Raw genomic sequence first — 23,116 nt, 5'->3', positions numbered from 1 at the left:
CAACCTCAAAAACAACTACAAAAATGACCTCGTTGTGAAACACAACTTTAGGGGGTCACTTTGAATTGGCCGAAGGGGGTCACTTTCGATGGAATTTCCAGTTGGAGCGGGAACACTCATAATCAGATTGAAACCTAATGTCTCGGTATAGAACTGTACTGTTTCATCGACGCTCTTTACGCCAATGTTGGGAGATAGAGTTTGATATTCCATTGCTTTCATCTTTTTTGAGTACAAAAATACAATACCTATTTGATGTGTTTCGTGTAAAAAACCGACATTCTACACGGCATGTTCCGATGGAGAGATACTTCCCAAACGCTGAAACTCTTTATTCATGTGCGAGTGATCGTGATATCCGCAAGCAATGGCTATTTCGTACATGCTTTCATCCGGATGGGTTTCCATATAACGGCGGACAGACCGGAAACGCATGATGTTACTGAATACTTTGGGCGTTATACCGATGGTTGTTTTGAATTTACGCTCGAATTGTCGCTCGGACAGGCATACCTCTCCGGCTATTTTACTGACAGACAAAAGGCCGTTATTGCTTTGAATAAGAGAAACGGCATGTCTGATTTGCCGGTCGGGCAGGTATAACTTATACATACGTGCCAGAAAATAGGCATTGATATAATTAATGCGTTCCTGCATACATTCCATGTCGGGCAATCGCTCATAGAAACTGTTATCAAACAGCGTTTCGGTGAGAGGTAGTTCTATGTTTTGGTTGGTAATCATGGAGACGGGCATACGGGTTAATGCGGTGATCCCTGCCGGCGCAAAGCGAATTCCCATCATCCGCACCCGTCCCGGCTGATAGGTGATTTCCAACAAAGAGGTCATTGTACCAACCAATTTGGGCAATCCGGTTTGTACGGAGTGACTTCCGAAATCAAAGATAATATCCACACAACCGTCGGGTAGAATCCGCTGTGTGATTGCATTCTCAATCAATCCATCGGCAACCCAATAGGTTTCTATCAAATGCTGTAAATGTAGGTTGGGTGGATATTCTTTGTACATACATGTTATTTCGGTAAAAAACCATTTTTATAGAACTGATAGCTCTCTTCTATAATTTCAGGCGCATCCGCATCTAATACATACAGGATTTCACGGCAAAACTCCAATGGAGCTGTTCCGGGGGCTGTAACAATATTGCCGTCTCTGACTGCTTGTTCGTTGATATAGTTGGCATCTCCGGTATATTTTTCTCCGGCATACTGTTTCAGGTAGTCCAGTCCGTTGCTCGTGTGCTTCACATTATTGAGGATACCACAGGCTCCGAGAAATACCGAGGCATTGCATATTCCGGCAACTAACTTGTTCTCTTCAGCGGCTTTTTCTATAAGCGGAACAATTTGCGCTGCTTCGGGCGAAAACCAATGCATGCCACCAATCAATATTAGCCCCGCATGGTCTTCCGGCATATCGTTCAGGTCGTAGTCGGGTAATACTTTGAAGCCGCCTATCGACAGGATAGGGTCTTTGGTGATAGCCATGGTTTTTACGGTGTATTTAATTGGGCCTCCGGGCTTAACGCCTATATTCAAGCAGGTGGAGATATAAGCTCCTTCCCAATCGGCAAACTCGTTTAAGAGTACAAAAATTACTTCTTTCTTGTTCATGTTATTTATTTATAATTCTTTATTCATATATCGTTGTGTCCACGGGCAATGTACCATGCACTTCAAACAAGTGGTACATTTATCCACATCAATCATATCTTCACGCATGATACCGGATTGCCAAACAGTGCCTTTTAACGCTTTGGGTTCGCAAACATCCAAACAAATCCGACAGTTGTCACACTGAACAGTGGGCGGATTATTCAATACTGTGTTAAGTGGTGCATCGGTCAATACTCCGCCCCATGTTTGGCAACAACCGTATTCTTTATTTACCAACAGGTTATTCTTCCCGATCCAACCCAGTCCCGCATGGGTGGCTAATGTTTTCAGAGGGAGCATCGACTTGTTGCCTTCGAAGTTATTCGTTGCTATCTGATTGTCATCAGAGAGTGAATAAGCACTGTACCCATTCTTCTCAATGAAGTCCGCAAGCAAGTCGGATATACGATACATACCCATTTCATACATATAATGTTCATCATCATCGAAATAGTTGCGGGCAACCATATCGGGCACATAGTTGGGATTATAGCTGACTCTTTTCAGGTATTCGGGAGAACATTTCACGCCAAACAATACAGCAGACGAAAATCCCCGATTTTGCTTTTCTACTAAACCGGAGATATCAACAAAGTGGATAAATTCTATTCCCTGTTGTTTTAACTCATTCGCGACTGTTTCGTTTAACGGATTCATTTATTTGTTAATCGAATTGCAAAGATACTATCTTATTCCACAGGAATATAGATTTCAGTTTTTAACTTTTCGGGTCTTGTTCTGTCAGGGTGATTCAGATACTTTTCGAAGCAATGGTAATCCCGAAGTTTCAAGTTGTTTTCGGGAAGCAGACGAGCATATATCGTATCGTAAACGGCATCCAAATTGCTGTATGAACCCTGATAATGAAACACAGCAAATTTTCCCGCTTTGATTTCTTTTACTCCAATATCGCCCTGTGCCTTTACGTCTTTTTTAATGACAAGACAAATATCGGTGCGGAGTTTATTACCCTCTGTTACTTTTGGGTCATCGTGATAAATGGCGATATGCTCCATTCCGAAAGTAAAGAGTTTATGTTTTTTGACGAATTGCCACAAACGTTGCCATGAACCGGAAAAGTCAAGGCTTCCGTATTCGCCTGTGAGTTTAATGTAAATGGCTTGTTTGGCTTTAATATCCAATACTTTGGGGGATTTTATCTTTAGCTGTATATTTTTCTTTTCTGCTTTCATAATGGTAAAATCTTTGTTGGTACGGTATTCTGTCGGCGAAATACCATATTGTTGTTTATAGTGAATCCTTTATCTGTTTTCCTTTTTGCATATTCATCAAAGCGGTGTTTTTTCTCTATGCCCCAACTTACTTCATCACTCGTTGGCAATGAAATCCGAATTGTAATATATCTTTCCTTGTCTGCTAAATAAGTAACTCCCTGTCTCCAAACTGCAATTTCTTTTCCGCCAATCACTCCACCAAGAATAATTTGAATGGATAAAGTCCAATCACTTATATTCTCCATCATCAATATCTTTACAGGTGCATTTTGAACTATCTCCCTCTGAGTTTCTGTTTTTTCTTTTGTTGTTTGAGTTCGAACTTTCGTTCCTTTTCCTCTTCTTTTTGAAGTCTGGAAACGGTTTTCTTCTCTACTTTTTTCTCTTCTTGTAACTTCTTAAGTTCTATATGCACTTTACTATATGCATATCTGAAATCATCCTGTTGTATTGCTTTTCGGGCTTCTTTCTGCGCTTTTTTGAAATTGACTTTAGGTTTTATCGCCTTTTCATCTTCCACCGGTATAGAGTAACGAAGATGGTTATAGTCCAACCTATCGAAGAAAAGAATAATATCAGCATTCGTAGGTTCAGAGGTTCCCAATACCTCTTTTGCGACAGAATACATTCCGTTTTCTATACGTTCAAAAAGAACGATCCAAAAAGGAGCGTCGAACAGAATAGTTGTAGTATGCTCATATTTATAGTTCATAAACTTCCTTGGGGTATATACTTTTTCACAATACAAAAGTATCGCAGAATCATATTTGCATAATTGAATATAAAGTCATAATTTTGTCCGATTGCGACAACTTCTAAGTTTTATGTATATAATTGCCGGACTTTTCAATATTATTCAGACCCAACATCGGGATTCAGGAGTAGATGTAGATGCCATATTAGCGGAGTTTGGGACGGACACATCTGTTCTGATTAATCCTGTTACAAAGCTTGAGGCAGGGATACTTGGCCGGTATTTTGAAAAGCTAGTCGAATTGAAGAAAGATTCCCGGATTGGCTTAAAATCGGGGTTTCTTATCCCTTTTAATCTCATAGCAGCCTTCTTTAATCTTTATCACAATAGTAAAACAGTGGGTGATCTGTTTATGGAAATGGAAAATCATACTTCAACAGCCAATACGATTTCTCGCTATTCTGTAAGGACAGATGAAATGTTTGCTTACTATGAGATTTTGATTGATGATGATTTTGCTTGTAAATATCCGGTTGCAGCCCGACAATGGATGGAGATGCAATATGGAATGGCTCTTCAATATGCCTACAGCTATACCGGAAGATTTATTCAGCCAGTTGAAGTTCACTCCATCTATGAAAAAGAAGGGAGAACGGACAAGTTAGAGGAATATCTGAATTGTCCTATAAAGTTTAACCAAAAGACGCAAACATTAATATTCCGAAAATCAATTTTGGAATTACCTGTTACAACAACAAACAAAGAACATTTCTCACTTTTTGAAAATACAATGAACCATATTGGATATTACAGCCAAACCAACAGTCTTTCCAATGTGGTCAGACGCTATCTGATGCACAGTCTGTCTACCTCCGAATTAAGCTTAAAACCAGTTGCTACAAGGTTCAATATGAGTGAGCGTAATATGCAAAGGAAGTTGAAAGCAGAAGATACATCGTATCAAAAAATCCTTGATGATCTTCGTATGGAATTAGCTCAAAAATATCTTAGACAACATATTCCACTGACAGAAGTAGCCTTTCTCTTGGGGTTTGAAACTCAAAGTGCATTCAATAAGTTTTTCTCTAAACATTTTGATATGACACCGAGTCAATTCAAATAGTTACTCTCCATCATAACCTCTTTCAGTATATTCGTTCCGTTTATAGCGGCAGGGAAGCCGGCATAAACAGTCATTAGTAACATTATCTCTTTTATCTCATCTTTACTAAGACCAATATTCAGAGCTCCTTTAATATGGAATTTCAATTGAGGTTGGGAATTACCCAATGTAGCTAAAACAGCTATTGTAGCAATCTGGACGTGAAGTCGTTGCCGTCTAAAACATTCTTGTGTATAGTTACTTTTTGGAAACCTATATTTCGCAAAACTAACGTGATTTCTTCTTCCGAATAATACCTGTCCCAAACAAGGAAATGCTTAGTGTCGGATTTTGTCAATAGGTTATACTGATAGGCAAACGCATTGTTATCGGGATAATGGAATGTTTGGCTCAATAGTAAATATTTATTTTGACTCCAAAAGCCTCCAGTTGGAGCATAATCCCAACTTCTACTTTCCTGCTTGTCATTTACTAATGCTTCTGTAAAGATGTGTATAAGCCGGGACCGCATCCTAAATCGAGTAGACGGCTTTTCAGCTTTGATTGACTAAGTACAAAGTCTATAATCTTCGATATGGATTCCTGTTTCCGGCTGGCTCCGTCAGACATTGGGTTCAAATGTTCTTTCAACATCTGTTGCTGAATATATGAGTCAGTCCATATATTACAATCCGTCCTTTCGAATAATTGGGGCTTAGTGTCTTTTATTTTCATATTTTACATACGCTTACCAATGGAGCATCGGTCAATACTCCGCCCCATGTTTGAGTACAACCGAATATCTCCGTCTTTCTTTTTCATTATCATTCTGCTAATAACTCGATATAATTTCCTTCGGGGTCTAATACGGCACTTTCATAATAGCCATCGCCGGTAGTGCGTGGTTCACTCGCGATGGTGTAACCATCTCTCCGGAAAAGTTCAGTCAGTTCATTGACAGTCTCTTTTCCTCCAACAGTCAGGGCAATGTGCGCCAATCCTTTAAGCATATAACGCAGTTGGTCATTTTCGGCGACATCCGGACGGTTCATCAGCTCAATACGTGCTCCTCCTTCGTTAAAGGTCAGGAAGTAAGAGGTGTATTTCTTTACAGGATTGATGTATTTATCGTTGCAACTAACGTCGAAGTATTTGAGATAAAACTCCTTCATCCGTTCAATATCGTCTACCCAAACGGCTATGTGGTCTATGTTCATAATAATGCTCCATCTGCTTTCAGGGGAGAATAGAACTCTATCAGATTCTCTTCCGGGTCGTAGAGGTGGACAACACGCATTCCCCAGCCGGGCATATCCGTGGGTTCGTTGATGAATTGAAGTCCTTTTGCCTGGAACGCTTGATAGGTCTCGTCTACATTTTCTACTTCAAAGGAGATCATGGACTTCTCACGATAACCTGTGGGTTGAGTTTTGTCGGCATTGCCAACAGCGGGAGCCATGTAGTCGGATGTGAACAAGGCAAGCCCCTCTATGCCGTCGGTTACTTTGAAGCTGGCATAACATTCTCCAATATCCCAGGCGGCCTCCAAGCCAAGTTGCTCGGTGTAAAAATTGAAGCATTTGCGGTAGTCTTTGACTAATAGTCTTACGTTGCTGAATTTCATATCTGTATTCTTGTTAGATGTTTAATGATTGGAATCTTATTCGGCTCAAAAGCCACCTGTTAGAAACTGATAGCTCTCTTCGATGGCTTCCGGTGTGTCGGCTTCTAAGGCATACAACACCTCCCGACAGAACTCTATCGGCGCTGTTCCGGGGGCGGTAACGATTTTTCCGTCTCTTGCTGCCTTTTCGTTGATATAGTGGGTATCGCCGGTATATTTCTCTCCGGCAAATTGCTTCAAGTAATCCAGTCCGTTGCTTGTATGCTTCACATTGTTGAGGTGTCCGTTGGCTCCGAGGAATACCGATCCATTGCAGATGCCGGCGACTACCTTATCCTCTTTGATTGCTTTTTCGACAAGCGGAATGATCTTTTCGGCCTCGGGCGAGAACCAACGCATACCGCCAATCAACACCAGTCCGGCATAGTCGGCCGGCATATCGTTCAGGTCGTAGTCCGGCAAAAGTTTGAATCCGCCTAAGGAGGTGATCGGGTCTTTTGTGACAGACAAGGTCTTCACGCTGTAGTTTACTGGGTTTCCGGGTTTAACCCCCTGATTCAGGCAGGTAGCAATATAGGTACTTTCCCAATCGGCAAACTCGTCTAAGAGGATGAAAATGACTTCTTTTTTGTACATGGTGTTTTTAAATTATACTTTCCTATAACTTCTATTCAATTATTATATCTATACAAAGATACTATATTAATTCTTTTCAATAGTTATCTGTTTTAGTCATTATCCGATTTCGCCTTTTAATCAAATAGTTAAAGTGTTATTGATGAATTTCAGGAATTTGAGAGTGTAAATCCCTCCTAAACCTTTCTTTTTATCCATTCCCGGTTTCTGTTTAAGTTTTATTTCTATAATTCGGTTTGTTGTTGGACTTATAGTCCTTTTTTTTATCTTTGGAGGCTTCCGGAGGAGAGGGAGGCCTTGTTTATTAAGGTTCTTGCTATTTAATAGGAGGTAAACATGAAAAACAAATTGATATGAAGACATGCGTGAAGTTCCTTCTTGTGGGTGTGTTGTTTTGGGTATCCAGTCAAACGATGTGGGCGGAAGTTCTTGGTGAGACAAAGGATAAGGTTATTTATTACAGTGCATATGGTGCGGTAGGTGATGGAGTGACGGACGATTTTGATGCGATCATAAAGGCGCATGCGGCAGCGAATAAAGCCGGCCTGAAGGTATGTGCGGATGCCGGTGCGACCTACTATATCGGTGGGGCAGACAAGACTGCCGAGGTGCAGACCGATACGGACTGGGGAAATGCCCGGTTTATCCTTGACGATACGAAAGTAGAAAACCGCCGAGCACAGATATTCAATGTGTCTTCTCAACTCCCTTCGGTGGAGATAACAGGAGTGGAAACACTTATTAAAAACCAGAAAAAGCTGGATTTGTCTCTCTTGCATCATTCCTTTGTTGTGGTTACCGACAGTACGACAAGGCGTTATATCCGTTTGGGGTTGAACCAGAACAGAGGCTCTTTCCAGACAGACGTGTTTGTTGTAGATAAGGAAGGTCATGTCGATATGAAAACGCCTATCATATGGGACTTTGAAAATATAACATCTATGGTTGCTTATCCGATTGACACGCATACCTTGACTCTGCGCGGAGGGCATTTCATAACGATTGCCAATCAGGCTGAATCAAGGTATACCTATTACGGTCGGGGATTGAATATCAATCGCTCCAATGTGATCGTCGACGGTCTTCGCCATACGATTACGGATGAACTCGATCACGGCGCACCCTATACCGGTTTTATATCCGTTTCGAGCTGTTCGGAAGTCACCGTGCAAAACTGCAGTTTGTCAGGCCATAAGACCTATGTGACGACCGGTAGTGCCAATAAACCCGTTTCGATGGGCTCTTACGATATCTCGGTGAACAGGTCTACGCATGTGACATTCAGAAACTGCAAGCAAGAGAACGACATACACGACAGAACCTTTTGGGGTATTTTCGGTTCGAACTATTCAAAAAATATCCTCTTCGACACCGTCGCGTTTTCGCGTTTCGACGCGCATATGGGAGTGGCTAATGCAACAATAAGAAATTCCATCCTCGGGCATCAGGGGATTAATATCATAGGATGTGGTGTGTTTCTCATTGAAAACACACAGGTCTGCGGGACTCACTTTATCAACCTGCGTGACGACTACGGTAGCACATGGGAAGGAGAGGTAATCATCCGCAACTGTGAATATAAGCCACGGAACGGTTCGCAGTCGGATGCCATCCTTATCAATGGAAGCAATTCGGGACAGCATGATTTTGGGTACACCTGTTATATGCCGGAGAAGATAACGGTAGATGGTCTTTTCATAAACGACATCCATCCGGTAGACAATTATCAGGGACCGAAACTTTTTGCCCCTTTCAATAGAAACAAGACCGACGAAACCTATGAAGAAAAGTATCCGTATGTAATAACCCGGGAGGTAGAGATAAAGAATATGACTATACAAAGTGGCAAGTCCTATATTGTAAGTCGCAATCCCTTTCTGTTTCGCGATGTACGGATAACAGAATAATAAGTAAAACCTTTTTGTGAAAACGTTTGAATGTATCACTGCTGTGAAATAAAGTGCGTATTTGTATAGATAATAGAGAAGTAAAAACACTAAAAGAGTAATTATTTATGAGTAAGAAGAAAACCGCTATTCTCTCTGTATTTGCATTGATACTGAGCATGAATGGTATGTCCGCATCCTTGGGTTTCAAGGAGGGGCAACAAATGGAACAGGTAGGCAATAAGATTGTCTATAATAAAGAAAGTCAGAGTATAACACTTTCGTGGCAAACCTTTGGCAGTTCGGGGAATTATACCATTACGCGTGGAGGAAGCCGGTTGGCTACTGACTTTGTTTCCCTCGGTTCAACTTCCGAGACGACATTTACCGATGTGAATCCCCATGCCGATAAGTACGAGAATTATTACAAGATAACCGATGGTACGACAACGATCCTGCTTTCATTGGAAGGACAACTCTTCGGGCAGAATATGTATTTCTACGACAGGAAATACGAAGAAGCCGGTGCGGCAAGAACAGAAATGAATACGCATTTTCTCACCACCGGTCAAGGGGGAGCTAACGGTGAGTGGTCAACCAAACGTCAGGCTTACTATTTCAAAGCCAATATCGATAAACAAACCTATGATCCGGGTGGATCGGGTTCGGCTTCCTCTCCACAGGCCAACGCCATCGAATTGGGGTGTTATTCACATGTAGGTGGCTTGGGCAAATGGCCGGCGGCTGTCAAATTAGGCGCTGTTTTCACCCGGCCCCACCTTTCTGGAGGTGCCAATGCGACCTGTACTTTCTGGCGTTCGATGGAGAATGTGACGGTGATGAGAGATTTTGCGTGGACCGTTTCGCAGTCGACCAGCGCCAGAAGAATGCAGATAGAAAGTACTTCGAAATATATATCCGATGTGGGCACCTCTAACTTCTGGGGAAGTGGCGGTTTTATTGCCGACACGCATTATACGGCATCCGTCCGGCCCCACTGGGGAGGGCAGCAACAGTGGTACACCCGCAATACGATATTCCCCGAAGGTTCTGCTCCTATGGGTGGTTCGTATAATATGGTATGGCAGGGATGTGTGAATGCCCCTGCGGCTAATGATGTCAATTCACCTATACCCCATACTCCGGTTATCCGGGAAAAGCCTTTTCTTTTCATCGATGATGATGGGGAATATAAAGTCTTTGTTCCTGCATGGCAAAAGGAGAGAGTGGGTACTTCCTGGTCGGCAACAGATATGGGAGAGGGCGAAATCCAGGATTTGCTCACCCGTTGGTATGTAGCCAAGGAAGGCGATACCGACGTAGAGATCAACGCCGCGCTGCAAGCGGGCAAAAACATATTTTTTACTCCCGGTCACTATGCCTTGCATGCCCCGATCCAGGTAAACCGGAAAAATGCCATACTCTTGGGGGCCGGTATAGCCTCTGTAACACTCGAACCTACGGAAAATAACACCTGGGGCTGCATCTATGTGGACGATAAAGAAGGAATCATCGTTGCCGGACTGCTTATGGATTCTTTCAATAGTACGACGTATCAAATCCGCATGGGTCAAGAGGATGCCTCTCGCGACCATTCAGCCAATCCTATCCTGCTTACGGATATCACCTGTAGGGTGGGAGGCGTGCAATCCAAGAACATACAGATACATGCTTCGATGCAAATAAACAGCAATAATGTAGTGGGCGACCACTTCTGGTTGTGGCGTGCCGACCATGGTACGCAGCGTGGCGGACCGGCACGCTGGTTGAGGGACCGGTGTAAAACGTGTTGCTTCTTACCCTAACGATTCAGGAACGCCCCCTTATGAGGAAATATTTGATCTGCCCGATCGCGTTTCCTGGCCTATCTATATTGTGATGGAATAGGAACGGGTTACCATCGATTGCAGTGTCCCATATCGATTGGGGTATTATTTATTCTGAGGATAATCTTGGCTGGCTGTTTTTATTGCTGTATTTTTGCAGCAACAAAATCATTCACTCATGAACCGTTACCTGTTTATTGCATTATTTATCCTTTCAGCCTTTGTTTCTCCGGCCATTGCTTTGTTTGTTGGGATTGTTTTCGCCCTTCTTTTAAAAAATCCTTATCCGGGGGGCAGCAAGAAAGTTTCCAAGTACCTGCTTCAGGTAGCTGTCGTGGGTTTGGGGTTTGGGATGAATCTGCACGAATCGCTTCAAGCCGGTGGAGAGGGTATGTTATTTACGATCGTTTCTGTGGTGGGCGTGATGGTTCTTGGTTTCTTTGTGGGTCGGTGGTTGAAAATCCCCACCAAATTATCCTATTTGATCGCGTCGGGAACGGCCATCTGTGGGGGGAGTGCGATTGCGGCTATCTCTCCGGTGGTCGATGCCGACGAGAGCGAAACCTCCATGTCGCTGGCTGTTATTTTCACCTTAAACGCTGTGGCTTTGTTTCTCTTCCCACCGATCGGTCGTTGGCTCGACCTGAGTCAGCAGCAGTTTGGGGTGTGGGCGGCGATAGCCATACACGATACCAGTTCGGTCGTTGGTGCTGGGGCGGCCTATGGGGCTGAGGCTCTGGCTTTGGCTACCACCGTGAAGCTGACACGGGCTTTGTGGGTGATTCCTTTGTCGTTTGTGTCTGTATTTTTCTTTCCACAAGGTAAAGGACGCAAGGTCTCTATCCCATGGTTTATATTTCTGTTTATTGTCGCTATGGTTATCAATACGTATGTGGATATCCCGTCCCCCTTATTGCGTGCCGTTTCTGTGGCTTCCCACTGTTTTCTATCGATGACCTTGTTTCTGATAGGCAGCACACTTTCCCTCGCTGCCATCCGCAAGGTAGGAGCCAAGCCTGTATGGGAAGGGGTTATCCTTTGGGTGGTTATCGCTGTTGCTGCCTTGGCTGTTATCCTTTGGTAGTATCTTTTCGTTTGCCGGAATCGTTTGTTGTTTGAATAAACAAGCTGAATACTTGGTTGTTACAAGGGGTTTTCTGTTGATTGCCCCTCCTGTTTCCTTATTTTTTATTGAGAGAAATTTTTGTTTTTTGGCAGGAGTATTCTGTTGCTGATGGGCATCGTCAATATTGCCGATGCCCATCAGCAATATTGACGAACACGTTCAGCAATGTTGCCGATGCGCATCGGCAACAGAATATCCCCGCAAAAAAAAAGGGAAAACCCAAAGAAAAGGTGATTGAAATGGGAAAGGGTTTCTCGTTTTTTCTGTTACAAAAGTCTTTGTCTTTTCTTGATGAAATTCATCTTGCGGTAAACATTGTTTAGTTTTACTTTGATATTATTTATTTTCTTTTTATGTTTGCAGAAAAAATGATATAATGAGTGAGTTTGTAAAGAAATTACCTTTGAAATGTCCAAGCTGTGATTCTCCCCTGCATGTAAAAAAGTTACATTGCATCCATTGTGATACGGAGGTGAACGGGAGTTTTGCTTTGCCTTTATTTGTCCGGTTGTCGGAGAAAGAACAGGCCTTTATTCTTGATTTTGTAAAAAGCAGCGGAAGCCTGAAGGATATGGCTAAGAATATGGGCATTAGTTATCCGACGGTACGGAACCTATTGGATGACCTGATTGAAAAGCTGCGTCAAATAGAAGAAGTGTAAAGAAAAAGAAAGGATCTGGCTGTGTATGTATCCGGAAAGAGTTATATAAATAAATCCAAATGAATCATATGAAAAAGAAACTGAATCTTTTATGGAATCCTTTTATCCGGATAGCCGGATACCAGGCATTGGCGTGGGGTGTAGTGGGATGCATCGTATCCATATGGATCTCTTATTTGTCAAAATACCATTACCATGGGTTGTTGCATTTTGGGCCGGCACCCAAGAATACGCTTTTGTGTTTTGCGCTGGAGCATCTGGTGGTATGGCTTGTGCCCGCTATCTTGTTCTTGCTTGGGGGATTCTTCTTTTCCAAATCGCGCATCCGTATAGTAGATGTGTTCGGTACGGTTCTTTTTGCTCAGTTGCCGTTGATTTTCATGAATCTGATCAGTCTCTTGCCTCCGATGCAACGGATGAATAATATGGATTTCAATCTTCCTCCGATGGAATTGATGAATCAACCCGGTTTGTTATTGGGCATCTGGCTGGCTCTTGTGTCTCTGGTTTTTCTTGTATGGACTTTGATTTGGATGTTCCATGCTTTAAAAGTATCCAGTAACCTGAAAGGGTATATGTTGGGTATTTTGTATTGTGTTGGTGTTTTCGGTGGCGATATTCTTTGCCGTCTATTGATACATCCGCTTTATTCACTTTTATAAATAGATATAATTATGAAAAGAATCTGTATTCTTATCGTCTGTTTGTTTGCCGCTTTCACCTCTTTGTCGGCACAGGAAATTACGGGAAAATGGTATGGGGTGGCCGATTTGGGTGTTATGAAATTGCGGATTCATTTTGCCCTGGAGAAGTCCGGTGACACGTATTCGGGCACAATGACTTCGCCGGATCAGGGAAATACGGTGGTACCTATTACGAAAGTAACTTGGGATACGAAGGAGTTGGTTCTCGAAATAGCCCCTTTGCATTTTACCTATAAAGCTACCTGGAAAGAGGGGGTATTGGATGGTTCTTTTTCGCAGATGGGTCAATCCTTTCCGTTGCAGTTGTCCCGCGAAGAAGTGCAGGTGAAACGTCCGCAGGAGCCTAAAGCACCTTTACTTTATAAAGAGGAAGAGGTGAGTTTTCGAAATGAAAAGGCAGGAGTCACATTAGCCGGCACTCTGACTATACCCGCTAAAGGAGAAAAGTTTCCGGCGGTGGTGATGGTGACCGGTAGTGGGGCGCAAGACAGGGATGAAAAGATTATGGGGCATAAACCTTTTTGGGTGATAGCCGATTATCTGACCCGTCAGGGTATTCTTGTATTTCGTTATGATGAACGGGGGGTAGGGGCGTCGGAAGGCGACTATACATCCTGTGGTCTTACCGATTTTGCTGCAGATGCCGCTGCTGCTATGGCTTGGTTGAAAACGCGGAAAGAGGTCGATCCGCAACGCGTAGGTATCATAGGACATAGCGAAGGAGGAGCGGTGGCTGTACTCTTGGCCTCTCAGGGGATACCCTCTTTTGTTGTTTCACTGGCTGGTCCCGGTGTCAATGGGCGGGAGGTTTTGCGGTCCCAACGGGATATGCTTTTTCGTGTATCCGGCTTGACGGATGATTATATCCTCCCTTATAATGAGGCAATGAAAAAAGTAGAAGATGTTGTATTGGGGGCTGCTACGGATAAGGAAACCTTGAAAGAACAGGTCAAGGTCATTGTGAATGGAACGCCTTTGGCCGGACAGGAAGAGGAGATAATCCGTCAAATGACAACACCCGCTATATTGAGTTTATTACAATATGATCCGGCTGTTTTTTTCAAAGAGATCCAATGTCCGGTCTTTGCTTTGAACGGGGATAAAGATATGCAGGTTATAGCCCAGCCCAACCTGAAAGGCTTTGAGCAAATTACGGCCAATGGCAACAAAGCGGTGACAATAAAAAAATATCCTGGTTTGAATCATTTGTTCCAGACAGCCATTACCGGCATGCCGACAGAGTATGGAGAGATTGAAGAAACCATTTCTCCGGTCGTATTAGAAGATATGGCCAAGTGGATATCCGAGAGATAAACAAGGCTTTCTAGGCTATTGTTGTTTCAGCCATTGGGAGAAGCTTTTTACCTTTTGTTTGTTTTTATCCATCCACTCCTGATTTTTCTCTTGCGCCGTGAAGCGGATGTAATGACAAAAGACATCGGTGAATTCTTTTTGCGATAAAGACCGGAAAAAGGTAATATAATAATCCCACCATATGCCTTCTTCACCTCCCGTCCTATGTTCGATCGAGGCAATGGCGTGGAAGAAAGACTGGGTGTCGGCAGTAAACAAGGCGAGAGCGTCAGCCTCTTTCACTGCGGCTTTCTCATTGGCCATCAGGGAATCGACCAATCTCCTTTCGGCTTGGGGAAAGATGGTTTTTGATTCGGATAAGTCGAACAATTGATCCTGTACGGACTGATAAGCCCATACCGATCGGTCTGTTTGCGGCTCTAATAAGAGGAAATAATATAAACAGAGAAGGCTCTCGATCTTCCGGTCCAGGGCCTCCAGGGTTCTTCCCAGGTTCAGGTGGCTGCCTGCATGCTGGGGGCTGATGTTGAGTGAGTGGATGAACGACTCTTTGGCTTTGGTGTATTCCGTTTTTTTGAAATAGGCCAGTCCCAGGTTGTAGTGCAATGAATGAAACGCATCGTATCGTTCGATACCTTCCAGAAAGACTTCAATGGCTTCGTCTGTTCTGTCCAGGTGATTCAGGCAGGAACCTTTGGTGTTGTACGAGAGGATGGCGTATTTGTCTTCTCTTTCTAAGAGTTTGTCGCAGTACGCGATAGCCGCCAGGTAGTCTCCGGATTCAAAGAGGGAGAGGGATATTTCGTATAGGGCATTTACGGCATGCGGGTCTATCTGCAGTGCCTGCCGGTAGGTCTCGATCGCTTTATCGTATGCTCCGGCATCATGATATTCAATACCCTGATATATCAGTTCCTCTACCTGTTTTTGTGCGTACAGGCTTCCGGTAAGAAGGGTAAAGTAGAGGGCAAGAGTGATCTTTTGTATCATGTTTTTCTATTTCCGTGCGAAGATAAAGAAAACTGTTCTTTTTCAACGAGTCGCTTCGCCTGAAAAATGATTATCTTTGCTCGACGAACTATTCTTTAGATCTTTTTAAATAAATAGAATCTTACAAGTATAAAAATCAAGTATTTCAAATAGAATTTATGAAAAGAGAGGCCTTTTCCACTTATTATGCCTCCTCCGGGCTTTTGCATGGCTGTCTGTCTTCGGTGATGGGTACGCAGTTGGATGCCCTGATTCTGGGAAGAACGAAAGAGGAGTTACAGCTTATATGGGAGGCGATCGGGAAAGAAGTCGAGCGGTTGGATAGGATGTTGAACCGGTTTGACCCGGAGAGTGAGGTTTCTCTTTTGAATAGAACGGCGGGACAAAGGCCGGTTTTTCTACAGGAAGAGCTTTGGTCTATTCTCTGGGAGTGCAAGAAGTATTATGAACGTACGTTCGGGCTTTTTGATATTACGCTGGGGAAGTTCTCTCAACTGGTTTTTGAAGAAAAGGAACATAGCCTGTTTTTTGCAGATAAAGAGATACAACTGGATCTGGGAGGTTATGGGAAGGGATATGCATTGTTTAGGTTTCACGCTCTGTTGCTAGAGAATCAGATACGTCATGCCTTGATTAATTTCGGTAATAGCAGTGTCTTGGCTGTCGGTACGCATGTATATGGGGATTGTTGGCCTGTGGGTATCTCGGATCCCGTGAGCCAGGAGACGCTAGGCACGGTTCGGTTGAAAGATAATTCTTTGTCGGTTTCCGGAAACTCTCCCCGGAATCCGGCGCATATTAAAAATCCACATACCGGTGTTTATTATGAAGGACGCAATCTGGTATCTGTTTGTGCGCCATCAGCAGTAGATGCAGAGGTGCTTTCGACGGCCTTGTTGATAGCCGACAAAGAGCAGTGTACAAGCCTTTTGTCCGCATTCCATATAGATGATTATACAATCTATAATCTGTGATGTGTTCGACAACATCAGATGTTTACCTTGTCAAAAAAAGTGAATACTTTCCTTTTTATCATAGAAAAAATTATCTTTGCACGCATCTAATTTCCAACCATGAAAAGGGAGTGTATATAATATGAAGGGACGAAATCTTTACTTCGGCGTATCCCGTTTGTTAGAAATAAGGTCTTGTTGAATGTAATATCAGATAAACGTATAAATGGAAACAACAGATTTTAGTAGGAGGGACTTCCTGAAGAGTGCAGCTGCAATGGGAGGCGGAAGTTTATTGTTGAGTGCTTTCCCTTGGCTTCAGACTTTTTCGAAAGAAAACCAGAAAGAAGTCATCGGCGAAAAGGCCAAAATAGCGATCATCGGTACTGGTTCACGGGGAATGTATCATATTCAGAATATATTACGCGTGATACCGCAAGCAGAAATTGTGGCTTTGTGTGATGTGTATCAGCCTCATTTGGATCAGGCGGCCGCTCTTTGTCCGAAAGCAAAAACGTATACCGACTACAGAGAGTTGCTTCTTTCACCGGAGGTAGAGGGTGTTTTGATCGCTTCTCCTTTGCATACGCACGCATCTCTTACGATAGCGGGCTTGAATGCCGGAAAGCACGTTTTTTGTGAGAAGTCGATGGCACGTACGCTGGATGATTGTAAAGCGATGTATGATACGTATAAACAATCGGGTAAGGTACTTTATATTGGTCAGCAGCGTCTGTTTGATCCCAAATATATCAAGGCTTTTGAGATGGTGCATAACGGTTCCATCGGGGAAGTGGTCGGTATACGTAACTATTGGTTCCGTAACAACGACTGGCGTCGCCCGGTGTCTGATCCCTCTTTGGAGAGACATATCAACTGGCGACTTTATAAAGAGTATTCAGGTGGTCTGATGACTGAGTTGGCCACACACCAATTACAATTGGGGACATGGGCTTTGAAAGCATTACCTGATTTTATTTCCGGATTTGGGGATATTATTTTCTGGAAAGACGGACGCGAGGTGTATGATAGTGTGAATGTGATGTATCATTATCCGAACGGGGTGCATATGAGTTTTGAATCAACGATATCCAATAAGTTCTTTGGTATGGGAGAGCAGATCCTGGGCCATAAAGGAACGATAGAGTTGAGTAAAGGTAAATATTATATGGAAGAGCCCAAGCCGGCTCCCGGTATTCAGCAATTAATCAATCAAATCGAACATAAGGTGTTCGATAATGTATCGTTTGCTGGTCCGAGCTGGGTGCCGGAAACAGCCTCAGAGAGTAAAGGCGAATATATTGTCGAAAAAACAAAAACGCATGATGGAGCCAGCAGTACTGGTGCCGTCGGGGATGGTTCGGAAGAGTTAGTAGCTGCCTTCTGTCATTCTGTCATTACGGGCAAACCGATTCCTTCTTTAGTTGAAGAGGCTTATTATTCCTCTGTTTTAGCCCTGTTGGGTATAAAAGCGATGGAAGAACGTGTGGTGATGCCTTTCCCGGATGCCTATAAAATACCTTATTTAAACCATTCAAACGTATGAGAGATATATTATTAACAGTAAAAAGACAGCGTACGGAAATTGTTATTTTCATTGTTTGTTTTTTGGTGGCATTTGGTTTGAATCTCTATTCCATTGTGGCATTTGGTACGGAATGGAAAGAGTTGTATACGCAACTACTCTGGGTTTTGTGTCTCAGTGTGTTGTTTTACGGAATCGTTTTGTTTCTTCGTCTCTTGTATTGGGGGATTCAAAAGATCTTACATAAGAAATAAACATATCTGTCTTCTTCCTGTTTCTGATGGTGTTTTTGTACATTTGCAACCTATACGCTGTGGTTCGACGGAACGCAAGCTAGTTTATGCAATTAAATACAAAACGGAATGAAACAAAATGATATCGTTTGCCGGGCTCTGGCCAATATAGGGATTGAGGCATTGAATGAGATGCAACAGGCTGTATTGGCAGCGGGCACGACAAAAGACATGCTGCTTCTAAGTCCTACCGGTTCGGGTAAGACATTGGCTTTTCTATTGCCTTTATTGACTGTTCTTACACCGGATGAAAAAAAGATTCAAGCCTTGATTATTGCTCCCTCCCGGGAGTTGGCTTTGCAGATAGAAACGGTCTTCCGTTCTTTGGGGGCGGGATATAAGATAAATTGTTGCTATGGAGGACATCCTCTTCGCACGGAAAAGAAAAGCCTGGAGCATCCGCCAACAGTGTTGATAGGAACTCCCGGGCGTATCCTGGATCATGTGGAACGAGGGAATATAGATCTGGATACCGTACGTACGCTCGTATTGGATGAGTTCGATAAATCACTGGAACTCGGATTTCTCAAAGAAATGAAAGAGATAATGTCTCATTTGCCGGGTGTACGCCGGCGGGTGTTGACATCGGCAACAGCAGCGGTGGATATACCTGCCTTTACAGGTGTTACATCTCCGGTGAAACTTTCTTTTTTGACTGAAACGAAAGGAGTAAAAGGCTTGACGGTGCATGTGGTAAATTCTCCGGTAAAAGATAAATTATATACCTTGTATCGTTTGTTGGGAGAGTTGAAGGGAGAGTCGGCTTTGATTTTTTGCAATCTGCGTGAAGCGGTGGAACGGGTAAGTAATTACCTGACTGAGATGAAGGTGGATAATGAGTATTTTCATGGAGGCATGGAGCAGCCGGAGCGTGAAAAAGCCCTTTCTCATTTCCGCAATGGCAGCGCTACCGTGTTTATATCTACTGATCTGGCTGCCCGTGGGCTGGATATTCCGGATGTTAAACATGTTATTCATTATCATTTGCCACACAATGAAGAGGCCTATATCCATCGCAATGGACGAACGGCTCGTATGACTGCTGAAGGGGACGCTTTCCTTATTTTGAATGAAATAGAGGCGATACCCGAATATATACCCCGTGAACCGGAAGCGTTTTTTCTTCCGGAAAAAGTCAAAGAACCTATGCGTTCGCAATGGGTTACTTTGACGATTAATCGCGGAAAGCGGGATAAGTTGAGTAAAAAAGATGTGGTTGGTTTCCTTTTTCAGAAGGGGGCATTGGGAAAAGACGATCTGGGAATTGTCGAAATAAAGGAAAGTTGCTCTTTTGCGGCGGTCAGACGCGATGCATATGCTTCTCTCTTAAGCCGTATACGGGATGAAAAGATAAAAAGTATGAAGGCGAAATTCAGTTGAATATGAAGGTCTTGATAAAGGGAGCTCAGCTCAATGGGGAATGTGTGGATGTATATATTGAAGGAAAATATATCCGCTTCATTGACAAGGGGCAAAAAACAATAGATGATAAACAGTCTTCATTCGATAAGGTGATTGACGGTTCCGGTAAAGCATTGATTCCCGGTTTTGTAAATACGCATACGCATGCAGCCATGACTTTGTTCCGGGGATTTGGCGATGATATGGCATTGATGCCCTGGCTGGAACAGAAGATTTGGCCGAACGAGGCGAAGATGACAGATGAGGATGTCTATTGGGGGGCTAAGCTCGCTTGCCTGGAAATGATAAAAAGTGGAACGACGACCTTCCTGGATATGTATCAGCGGTTTGATGCAACAGCCTCGGCAGTCGAAGAGATGGGGATTCGCGGGGTATTGTCCGGTGTCTGTTTCGATCATTTCAAACCGGAACTGGCTGAAAAAAGTAAACAGTCTGTTTTGGACTTATATTCCCGGGTGTCGAAATACAATGAAAGGATTCGATTCTCGTTAGGTCCTCATGCTATTTATACGGTATCCGGTGAACTGCTTCAATGGATTGATCGTTTTTCGCAAGAGCATGATTTGCTCATTCATTTGCATTTGGCGGAAACGGAAGGAGAGGTGCAAGATTCTTTGAAACAGTTTGGATTAACGCCTGTGCGTTATCTGAAAAAGTTGAATCTTTTGTCTCCCCGCTTATGTATTGCCCATGCCTTGTATGTGGACGATGAGGAGATACATATGTTGGCGGATAATCAGGTGAAGGTAGTACATAATCCGGCTTCTAATATGAAATTAGCCTCCGGTATGATGTTTAAGTTTGCGGAGATGAAAAAGGCGGGTGTTACTGTTGGGATAGGAACAGACGGATGTGCTTCTTCGAATAATTTGGATATGGTAGAGGCTATGAAGCTGGCAGCTCTTTTGGGGAAGGCTTGGCGGAAAGATCCGGAGGTGATGACTGCAGAGGAAATGTTGCAGGCGGCAACCTTGTCTGGAGCTTCTATTGCGGGTGTATATGCCGGATGTATTGCCGAAGGTTATTTGGCGGATCTTTGTCTGGTGGATTTAAAAATGCCGGCGTTTACTCCGAATTTTAATTTTGCTTCCAATCTGGTGTATGCCGCTAATGGAAGTTGTATAGATACGGTTCTTTGCAACGGGCAGATCCTGATGGAAAACAAAACGGTGCCGGGCGAAGTATCTATCATGGAAAAGACTGCTGAAATAGCCTATAATCTGATGGCAAGATAGGGGGAGTGAATTCTTTTCACTATATTTACTGTTTTTGAAACGGAATGATTAGGGAATAAACGAAATCAAAAGCAGTTGCAAAAAAAATAGTGTAATAAATTAAAACAGGAACTGAGTATGGAAATGTTTCAAACAAACATATATAAGGAGGCGGCAGACTATCTTTCTTCGCGATTTACAGAAAAACCGGAGACGGCTATCATCTTAGGTAGCGGTTTAGGTGCTTTGGCAGATCAAATTGAAGATCCACTTATTATCCCTTATGGGGAGATTCCTCATTTTATGACTTCGACAGTAGCCGGTCATAAAGGTAATTTTATATGTGGTAGACTGGGAGGGAAGTATGTGTTGGCTATGCAAGGACGCTTTCATTATTATGAAGGGTATGCGATGCAACAGGTGACTTTTCCTGTGCGTGTAATGAAACTTTTAGGCATAAAAAATCTCTTGGTGTCGAATGCCGCGGGAGGTATTAATAATACCTTCAAAATAGGAGATTTGATGATTATTGGTGACCATATCAGTATGGTGCCGAATCCGTTGATTGGTCCCAATGATGAAATGTTTGGCCCTCGTTTTCCGGATATGACACGTGCTTATGACCGTGAATTGATCCGTTTGATGGAAGAGATTGCCCGGGAGAAACAGATTCCTTTAAAGAAAGGGGTCTATGTAGGCTTGACCGGTCCTTCGTATGAAACGCCGGCGGAATATGCTTTTTATGGGAAAGTAGGAGGTGATGCTATTGGTATGAGTACTGTCTCTGAGGTGATTGTGGCTCGCCATGCCGGTCTCCGGGTGTTTGGTATGTCGGTTATAACCAATGAAGGATATCATTTTGCAGATGATTTTGTAAATGACGGTGCGGATGTGATTGCGGCGGCCAATAAAGCGGCTGCGGTGATGACAACATTGTTTACAGAATTAATATCCCGCTTATAATCATAAAAAAACTATTCACATTGTTTGGGTGAATCGAAAATAACCTCTATCTTTGCAGCCGTTATTGCGAAAGTAGCTCAGTTGGTAGAGCATAACCTTGCCAAGGTTAGGGTCGCGGGTTCGAATCCCGTCTTTCGCTCTGGTAGCAGAGAGATAAGCGATTCTCTCTTTTTTATGTAATGAATGCCCAGGTGGCGGAATTGGTAGACGCGCTCGTTTCAGGTGCGAGTGGTTAATAGCCGTGCAGGTTCGAGTCCTGTTCTGGGCACCTCTGTTAAATGCGCAGGTGGTGGAATTGGTAGACACGCTACTTTGAGGGGGTAGTGCCGGTTACGGTGTGTGAGTTCAAATCTCATCCTGCGTACTTATTTGTAAATTAATCTCTTCTGTTTCTGATCATGATGCTAGTTCGGAATAAGAAGATTTCATATATTATAAGGGTGAAAAATTTGTATGTATTATTATTAATGCGTATCTTTGCGCCCTATTTGTTGGGAATCTACTGGAATAAATTAAAGTAATAAAATAAAGAGATGTCTAAAATTTGTCAAATTACCGGAAAGAAAGCAATGGTTGGCAATAACGTTTCGCACTCAAATCATCGGACGAAACGTAAATTTAATGTGAACCTGTTTACAAAGAAGTTCTATTGGGTAGAGCAGGATTGTTGGGTTAGTCTGAATATTTCAGCCGCAGGTTTGCGTACGATCAACAAGCTAGGTTTGGATGCCGCTATTAAAATGGCAGCAGAAAAAGGTTTTTTAAACGCATAATCGGAGGAAATAAGAAATGGCAAAAAAAGCAAAAGGTAATAGAGTACAGGTGATTCTGGAATGCACAGAGCACAAAGAAAGCGGTATGCCGGGTACTTCAAGATACATCACTACCAAAAATCGTAAGAATACGACCGCACGTTTGGAATTGAAGAAATACAATCCCATTCTGAAAAAAATGACTTTACATAAAGAGATTAAATAAGAGGAGATTAAACAATGGCAAAAAAAGCAGTTGCATCATTTAAGAAAGGTGACGGCCGTACCTATTCAAAGGTAATTAAAATGGTTAAGTCTCCGAAAACAGGAGCGTATATCTTCCAGGAAGAAATGGTTCCTAACGAAGCAGTAAAAGATTATTTCGCGAAATAAGAAAACGCGAATCAAAAGATAAGATAAAGGGAAGCCGGATGGTTTCCCTTTTTTTGTGTAAAAAAAGAAAAAGTATTCCTTGGGAGGAGGAGAAATCGGCATTCTTGTTTTCGTAAACTTTTTCTCC

General features: G+C 43.0%; 28 protein-coding genes and 3 tRNA genes. 19 read left to right on the top strand and 12 right to left on the bottom strand.

Annotated features, from left to right (window positions below; all coding sequences use genetic code 11):
* Positions 1-15: 15 nt before the first annotated feature.
* The 7 genes from D0T51_RS12400 to D0T51_RS02390 form a co-directional block, all read right to left on the bottom strand.
* A complete protein-coding gene (locus D0T51_RS12400; protein ID WP_373456999.1) occupies positions 16-213 on the bottom strand; it encodes a VOC family protein in 198 nt (65 codons plus the stop codon).
* 69 nt (positions 214-282) lie between these two features.
* A complete protein-coding gene (locus D0T51_RS02415) occupies positions 283-1,029 on the bottom strand; it encodes a helix-turn-helix domain-containing protein (RefSeq protein ID WP_163724576.1) in 747 nt (248 codons plus the stop codon).
* A 5-nt stretch (positions 1,030-1,034) separates the two neighbouring features.
* On the bottom strand, positions 1,035-1,634 hold the full coding sequence (locus tag D0T51_RS02410; RefSeq protein ID WP_163724573.1) for a type 1 glutamine amidotransferase family protein: 600 nt from the start codon (positions 1,632-1,634) through the stop codon (positions 1,035-1,037).
* A gap of 9 nt (positions 1,635-1,643) precedes the next feature.
* Entirely contained in the window at positions 1,644-2,333 is a 690-nt protein-coding gene (locus D0T51_RS02405; RefSeq protein WP_163724572.1) for a 4Fe-4S dicluster domain-containing protein, read from the bottom strand.
* A 32-nt stretch (positions 2,334-2,365) separates the two neighbouring features.
* Positions 2,366-2,869, bottom strand: coding sequence for a GyrI-like domain-containing protein (locus D0T51_RS02400; RefSeq protein ID WP_163724568.1), 504 nt, complete (start codon positions 2,867-2,869; stop codon positions 2,366-2,368).
* Entirely contained in the window at positions 2,866-3,159 is a 294-nt protein-coding gene (gene imm9 / locus D0T51_RS02395) for an Imm9 family immunity protein (protein ID WP_163724566.1), read from the bottom strand. The genes D0T51_RS02400 and imm9 overlap by 4 nt, the downstream gene beginning before the upstream one ends.
* A 26-nt stretch (positions 3,160-3,185) precedes the next feature.
* Entirely contained in the window at positions 3,186-3,623 is a 438-nt protein-coding gene (locus D0T51_RS02390; RefSeq protein ID WP_163724563.1) for a YjdF family protein, read from the bottom strand.
* A 112-nt stretch (positions 3,624-3,735) separates the two neighbouring features.
* On the opposite strand from D0T51_RS02390, the gene D0T51_RS02385 reads away from it, so the two are divergent.
* On the top strand, positions 3,736-4,728 hold the full coding sequence (locus tag D0T51_RS02385) for an AraC family transcriptional regulator (RefSeq protein ID WP_163724561.1): 993 nt from the start codon (positions 3,736-3,738) through the stop codon (positions 4,726-4,728).
* Here D0T51_RS02385 and D0T51_RS12275 read toward each other — a convergent pair.
* The 4 genes from D0T51_RS12275 to D0T51_RS02365 all read right to left on the bottom strand — a co-directional run bounded on the left by D0T51_RS12275 (position 4,716) and on the right by D0T51_RS02365 (position 6,967).
* Positions 4,716-4,874 carry a carboxymuconolactone decarboxylase family protein gene (locus D0T51_RS12275; RefSeq protein WP_239056618.1) on the bottom strand — a complete coding sequence of 53 codons (159 nt, stop codon included), beginning with the start codon at positions 4,872-4,874 and terminating at the stop codon, positions 4,716-4,718. The genes D0T51_RS02385 and D0T51_RS12275 overlap by 13 nt on opposite strands.
* A 657-nt stretch (positions 4,875-5,531) precedes the next feature.
* The gene (locus D0T51_RS02375; protein ID WP_163724553.1) at positions 5,532-5,924 is read right to left on the bottom strand and encodes a VOC family protein; all 393 of its coding nucleotides are present in this window, start codon (positions 5,922-5,924) and stop codon (positions 5,532-5,534) included.
* A complete protein-coding gene (locus D0T51_RS02370; RefSeq protein WP_163724551.1) occupies positions 5,921-6,331 on the bottom strand; it encodes a VOC family protein in 411 nt (136 codons plus the stop codon). Before D0T51_RS02370 ends, D0T51_RS02375 begins: the two co-directional genes overlap by 4 nt.
* A gap of 45 nt (positions 6,332-6,376) precedes the next feature.
* On the bottom strand, positions 6,377-6,967 hold the full coding sequence (locus tag D0T51_RS02365) for a type 1 glutamine amidotransferase family protein (protein WP_163724548.1): 591 nt from the start codon (positions 6,965-6,967) through the stop codon (positions 6,377-6,379).
* A gap of 353 nt (positions 6,968-7,320) precedes the next feature.
* Between D0T51_RS02365 and D0T51_RS02360 the strand changes: the two genes are divergently transcribed.
* The 6 genes from D0T51_RS02360 (at position 7,321) to D0T51_RS02335 (ending at position 14,484) form a co-directional block, all read left to right on the top strand.
* Positions 7,321-8,874, top strand: a complete 1,554-nt coding sequence (locus D0T51_RS02360; RefSeq protein WP_163724545.1) for a right-handed parallel beta-helix repeat-containing protein — start codon at positions 7,321-7,323, stop codon at positions 8,872-8,874.
* Positions 8,875-8,981: 107 nt separating this feature from the next.
* On the top strand, positions 8,982-10,658 hold the full coding sequence (locus tag D0T51_RS02355) for a hypothetical protein (RefSeq protein WP_203583295.1): 1,677 nt from the start codon (positions 8,982-8,984) through the stop codon (positions 10,656-10,658).
* A gap of 199 nt (positions 10,659-10,857) precedes the next feature.
* Positions 10,858-11,763, top strand: a complete 906-nt coding sequence (locus D0T51_RS02350; RefSeq protein ID WP_163724542.1) for a YeiH family protein — start codon at positions 10,858-10,860, stop codon at positions 11,761-11,763.
* 418 nt (positions 11,764-12,181) lie between these two features.
* Entirely contained in the window at positions 12,182-12,466 is a 285-nt protein-coding gene (locus D0T51_RS02345; RefSeq protein ID WP_163724539.1) for a DUF2089 family protein, read from the top strand.
* 68 nt (positions 12,467-12,534) lie between these two features.
* Positions 12,535-13,128: a hypothetical protein gene (locus tag D0T51_RS02340; RefSeq protein WP_203583304.1), complete on the top strand. Its 594-nt coding sequence runs from the start codon at positions 12,535-12,537 to the stop codon at positions 13,126-13,128.
* A 12-nt stretch (positions 13,129-13,140) separates the two neighbouring features.
* A complete protein-coding gene (locus tag D0T51_RS02335; RefSeq protein WP_163724533.1) occupies positions 13,141-14,484 on the top strand; it encodes an alpha/beta fold hydrolase in 1,344 nt (447 codons plus the stop codon).
* A 15-nt stretch (positions 14,485-14,499) separates the two neighbouring features.
* On the opposite strand, the gene D0T51_RS02330 is transcribed toward D0T51_RS02335, so the two are convergent.
* Complete coding sequence (locus D0T51_RS02330; protein WP_163724531.1) at positions 14,500-15,474, bottom strand: tetratricopeptide repeat protein; 975 nt, start codon at positions 15,472-15,474, stop codon at positions 14,500-14,502.
* A gap of 158 nt (positions 15,475-15,632) precedes the next feature.
* Here D0T51_RS02330 and D0T51_RS02325 point away from each other — a divergent pair, with 158 nt between their 5' ends.
* From D0T51_RS02325 to D0T51_RS02270, 12 genes are all read left to right on the top strand, one after another.
* Positions 15,633-16,448: an FAD:protein FMN transferase gene (locus D0T51_RS02325; RefSeq protein ID WP_239056616.1), complete on the top strand. Its 816-nt coding sequence runs from the start codon at positions 15,633-15,635 to the stop codon at positions 16,446-16,448.
* Between the two features lie 205 nt (positions 16,449-16,653).
* Positions 16,654-17,973, top strand: a complete 1,320-nt coding sequence (locus D0T51_RS02320) for a Gfo/Idh/MocA family oxidoreductase (protein WP_163724527.1) — start codon at positions 16,654-16,656, stop codon at positions 17,971-17,973.
* Complete coding sequence (locus tag D0T51_RS02315; RefSeq protein WP_163724524.1) at positions 17,970-18,206, top strand: hypothetical protein; 237 nt, start codon at positions 17,970-17,972, stop codon at positions 18,204-18,206. The genes D0T51_RS02320 and D0T51_RS02315 overlap by 4 nt, the downstream gene beginning before the upstream one ends.
* A 108-nt stretch (positions 18,207-18,314) precedes the next feature.
* The gene (locus D0T51_RS02310; RefSeq protein ID WP_163724520.1) at positions 18,315-19,625 is read left to right on the top strand and encodes a DEAD/DEAH box helicase; all 1,311 of its coding nucleotides are present in this window, start codon (positions 18,315-18,317) and stop codon (positions 19,623-19,625) included.
* Between the two features lie 2 nt (positions 19,626-19,627).
* On the top strand, positions 19,628-20,902 hold the full coding sequence (locus D0T51_RS02305) for an amidohydrolase family protein (protein WP_163724517.1): 1,275 nt from the start codon (positions 19,628-19,630) through the stop codon (positions 20,900-20,902).
* A 117-nt stretch (positions 20,903-21,019) separates the two neighbouring features.
* Positions 21,020-21,844, top strand: a complete 825-nt coding sequence (locus D0T51_RS02300; protein WP_163724514.1) for a purine nucleoside phosphorylase I, inosine and guanosine-specific — start codon at positions 21,020-21,022, stop codon at positions 21,842-21,844.
* A gap of 66 nt (positions 21,845-21,910) precedes the next feature.
* A tRNA-Gly gene (locus D0T51_RS02295) sits at positions 21,911-21,983 on the top strand.
* A gap of 46 nt (positions 21,984-22,029) precedes the next feature.
* Positions 22,030-22,112, top strand: a tRNA-Leu gene (locus D0T51_RS02290).
* 12 nt (positions 22,113-22,124) lie between these two features.
* Positions 22,125-22,208, top strand: a tRNA-Leu gene (locus tag D0T51_RS02285).
* Positions 22,209-22,377: 169 nt separating this feature from the next.
* Positions 22,378-22,617, top strand: coding sequence for a 50S ribosomal protein L28 (gene rpmB, locus D0T51_RS02280; RefSeq protein ID WP_163724512.1), 240 nt, complete (start codon positions 22,378-22,380; stop codon positions 22,615-22,617).
* Positions 22,618-22,633: 16 nt separating this feature from the next.
* The gene (rpmG, locus tag D0T51_RS02275) at positions 22,634-22,822 is read left to right on the top strand and encodes a 50S ribosomal protein L33 (protein ID WP_163724509.1); all 189 of its coding nucleotides are present in this window, start codon (positions 22,634-22,636) and stop codon (positions 22,820-22,822) included.
* Positions 22,823-22,836: 14 nt separating this feature from the next.
* Positions 22,837-22,989 (top strand): DUF4295 domain-containing protein, encoded by a 153-nt coding sequence (locus D0T51_RS02270; protein WP_163724507.1) that lies wholly within the window; start codon positions 22,837-22,839, stop codon positions 22,987-22,989.
* Positions 22,990-23,116 lie beyond the last annotated feature (127 nt).

This window comes from Parabacteroides sp. 52 (assembly GCF_010500925.1).
In the GTDB taxonomy this organism is placed as follows: Bacteria; Bacteroidota; Bacteroidia; order Bacteroidales; family Tannerellaceae; genus QVMG01.
Note: the sequence above shows the minus strand (reverse complement) of the source record. Positions and strands in the feature narration are given on the sequence as shown.

Excerpts from the sequence above, each read along its gene's own strand:
- D0T51_RS12400 (WP_373456999.1), bottom strand. The coding sequence starts at position 213 with ATGGAATATCAAACTCTATCTCCCAACATTGGCGTAAAGAGCGTCGAT.
- D0T51_RS02415 (WP_163724576.1), bottom strand. The coding sequence starts at position 1,029 with ATGTACAAAGAATATCCACCCAACCTACATTTACAGCATTTGATAGAA.
- D0T51_RS02410 (WP_163724573.1), bottom strand. The coding sequence starts at position 1,634 with ATGAACAAGAAAGAAGTAATTTTTGTACTCTTAAACGAGTTTGCCGAT.
- D0T51_RS02405 (WP_163724572.1), bottom strand. The coding sequence starts at position 2,333 with ATGAATCCGTTAAACGAAACAGTCGCGAATGAGTTAAAACAACAGGGA.
- D0T51_RS02400 (WP_163724568.1), bottom strand. The coding sequence starts at position 2,869 with ATGAAAGCAGAAAAGAAAAATATACAGCTAAAGATAAAATCCCCCAAA.
- imm9 (WP_163724566.1), bottom strand. The coding sequence starts at position 3,159 with ATGATGGAGAATATAAGTGATTGGACTTTATCCATTCAAATTATTCTT.
- D0T51_RS02390 (WP_163724563.1), bottom strand. The coding sequence starts at position 3,623 with ATGAACTATAAATATGAGCATACTACAACTATTCTGTTCGACGCTCCT.
- D0T51_RS02385 (WP_163724561.1), top strand. The coding sequence starts at position 3,736 with ATGTATATAATTGCCGGACTTTTCAATATTATTCAGACCCAACATCGG.
- D0T51_RS02375 (WP_163724553.1), bottom strand. The coding sequence starts at position 5,924 with ATGAACATAGACCACATAGCCGTTTGGGTAGACGATATTGAACGGATG.
- D0T51_RS02370 (WP_163724551.1), bottom strand. The coding sequence starts at position 6,331 with ATGAAATTCAGCAACGTAAGACTATTAGTCAAAGACTACCGCAAATGC.
- D0T51_RS02365 (WP_163724548.1), bottom strand. The coding sequence starts at position 6,967 with ATGTACAAAAAAGAAGTCATTTTCATCCTCTTAGACGAGTTTGCCGAT.
- D0T51_RS02360 (WP_163724545.1), top strand. The coding sequence starts at position 7,321 with ATGAAGACATGCGTGAAGTTCCTTCTTGTGGGTGTGTTGTTTTGGGTA.
- D0T51_RS02355 (WP_203583295.1), top strand. The coding sequence starts at position 8,982 with ATGAGTAAGAAGAAAACCGCTATTCTCTCTGTATTTGCATTGATACTG.
- D0T51_RS02350 (WP_163724542.1), top strand. The coding sequence starts at position 10,858 with ATGAACCGTTACCTGTTTATTGCATTATTTATCCTTTCAGCCTTTGTT.
- D0T51_RS02345 (WP_163724539.1), top strand. The coding sequence starts at position 12,182 with ATGAGTGAGTTTGTAAAGAAATTACCTTTGAAATGTCCAAGCTGTGAT.
- D0T51_RS02340 (WP_203583304.1), top strand. The coding sequence starts at position 12,535 with ATGAAAAAGAAACTGAATCTTTTATGGAATCCTTTTATCCGGATAGCC.
- D0T51_RS02335 (WP_163724533.1), top strand. The coding sequence starts at position 13,141 with ATGAAAAGAATCTGTATTCTTATCGTCTGTTTGTTTGCCGCTTTCACC.
- D0T51_RS02330 (WP_163724531.1), bottom strand. The coding sequence starts at position 15,474 with ATGATACAAAAGATCACTCTTGCCCTCTACTTTACCCTTCTTACCGGA.
- D0T51_RS02325 (WP_239056616.1), top strand. The coding sequence starts at position 15,633 with ATGAAAAGAGAGGCCTTTTCCACTTATTATGCCTCCTCCGGGCTTTTG.
- D0T51_RS02320 (WP_163724527.1), top strand. The coding sequence starts at position 16,654 with ATGGAAACAACAGATTTTAGTAGGAGGGACTTCCTGAAGAGTGCAGCT.
- D0T51_RS02315 (WP_163724524.1), top strand. The coding sequence starts at position 17,970 with ATGAGAGATATATTATTAACAGTAAAAAGACAGCGTACGGAAATTGTT.
- D0T51_RS02310 (WP_163724520.1), top strand. The coding sequence starts at position 18,315 with ATGAAACAAAATGATATCGTTTGCCGGGCTCTGGCCAATATAGGGATT.
- D0T51_RS02305 (WP_163724517.1), top strand. The coding sequence starts at position 19,628 with ATGAAGGTCTTGATAAAGGGAGCTCAGCTCAATGGGGAATGTGTGGAT.
- D0T51_RS02300 (WP_163724514.1), top strand. The coding sequence starts at position 21,020 with ATGGAAATGTTTCAAACAAACATATATAAGGAGGCGGCAGACTATCTT.
- rpmB (WP_163724512.1), top strand. The coding sequence starts at position 22,378 with ATGTCTAAAATTTGTCAAATTACCGGAAAGAAAGCAATGGTTGGCAAT.
- rpmG (WP_163724509.1), top strand. The coding sequence starts at position 22,634 with ATGGCAAAAAAAGCAAAAGGTAATAGAGTACAGGTGATTCTGGAATGC.
- D0T51_RS02270 (WP_163724507.1), top strand. The coding sequence starts at position 22,837 with ATGGCAAAAAAAGCAGTTGCATCATTTAAGAAAGGTGACGGCCGTACC.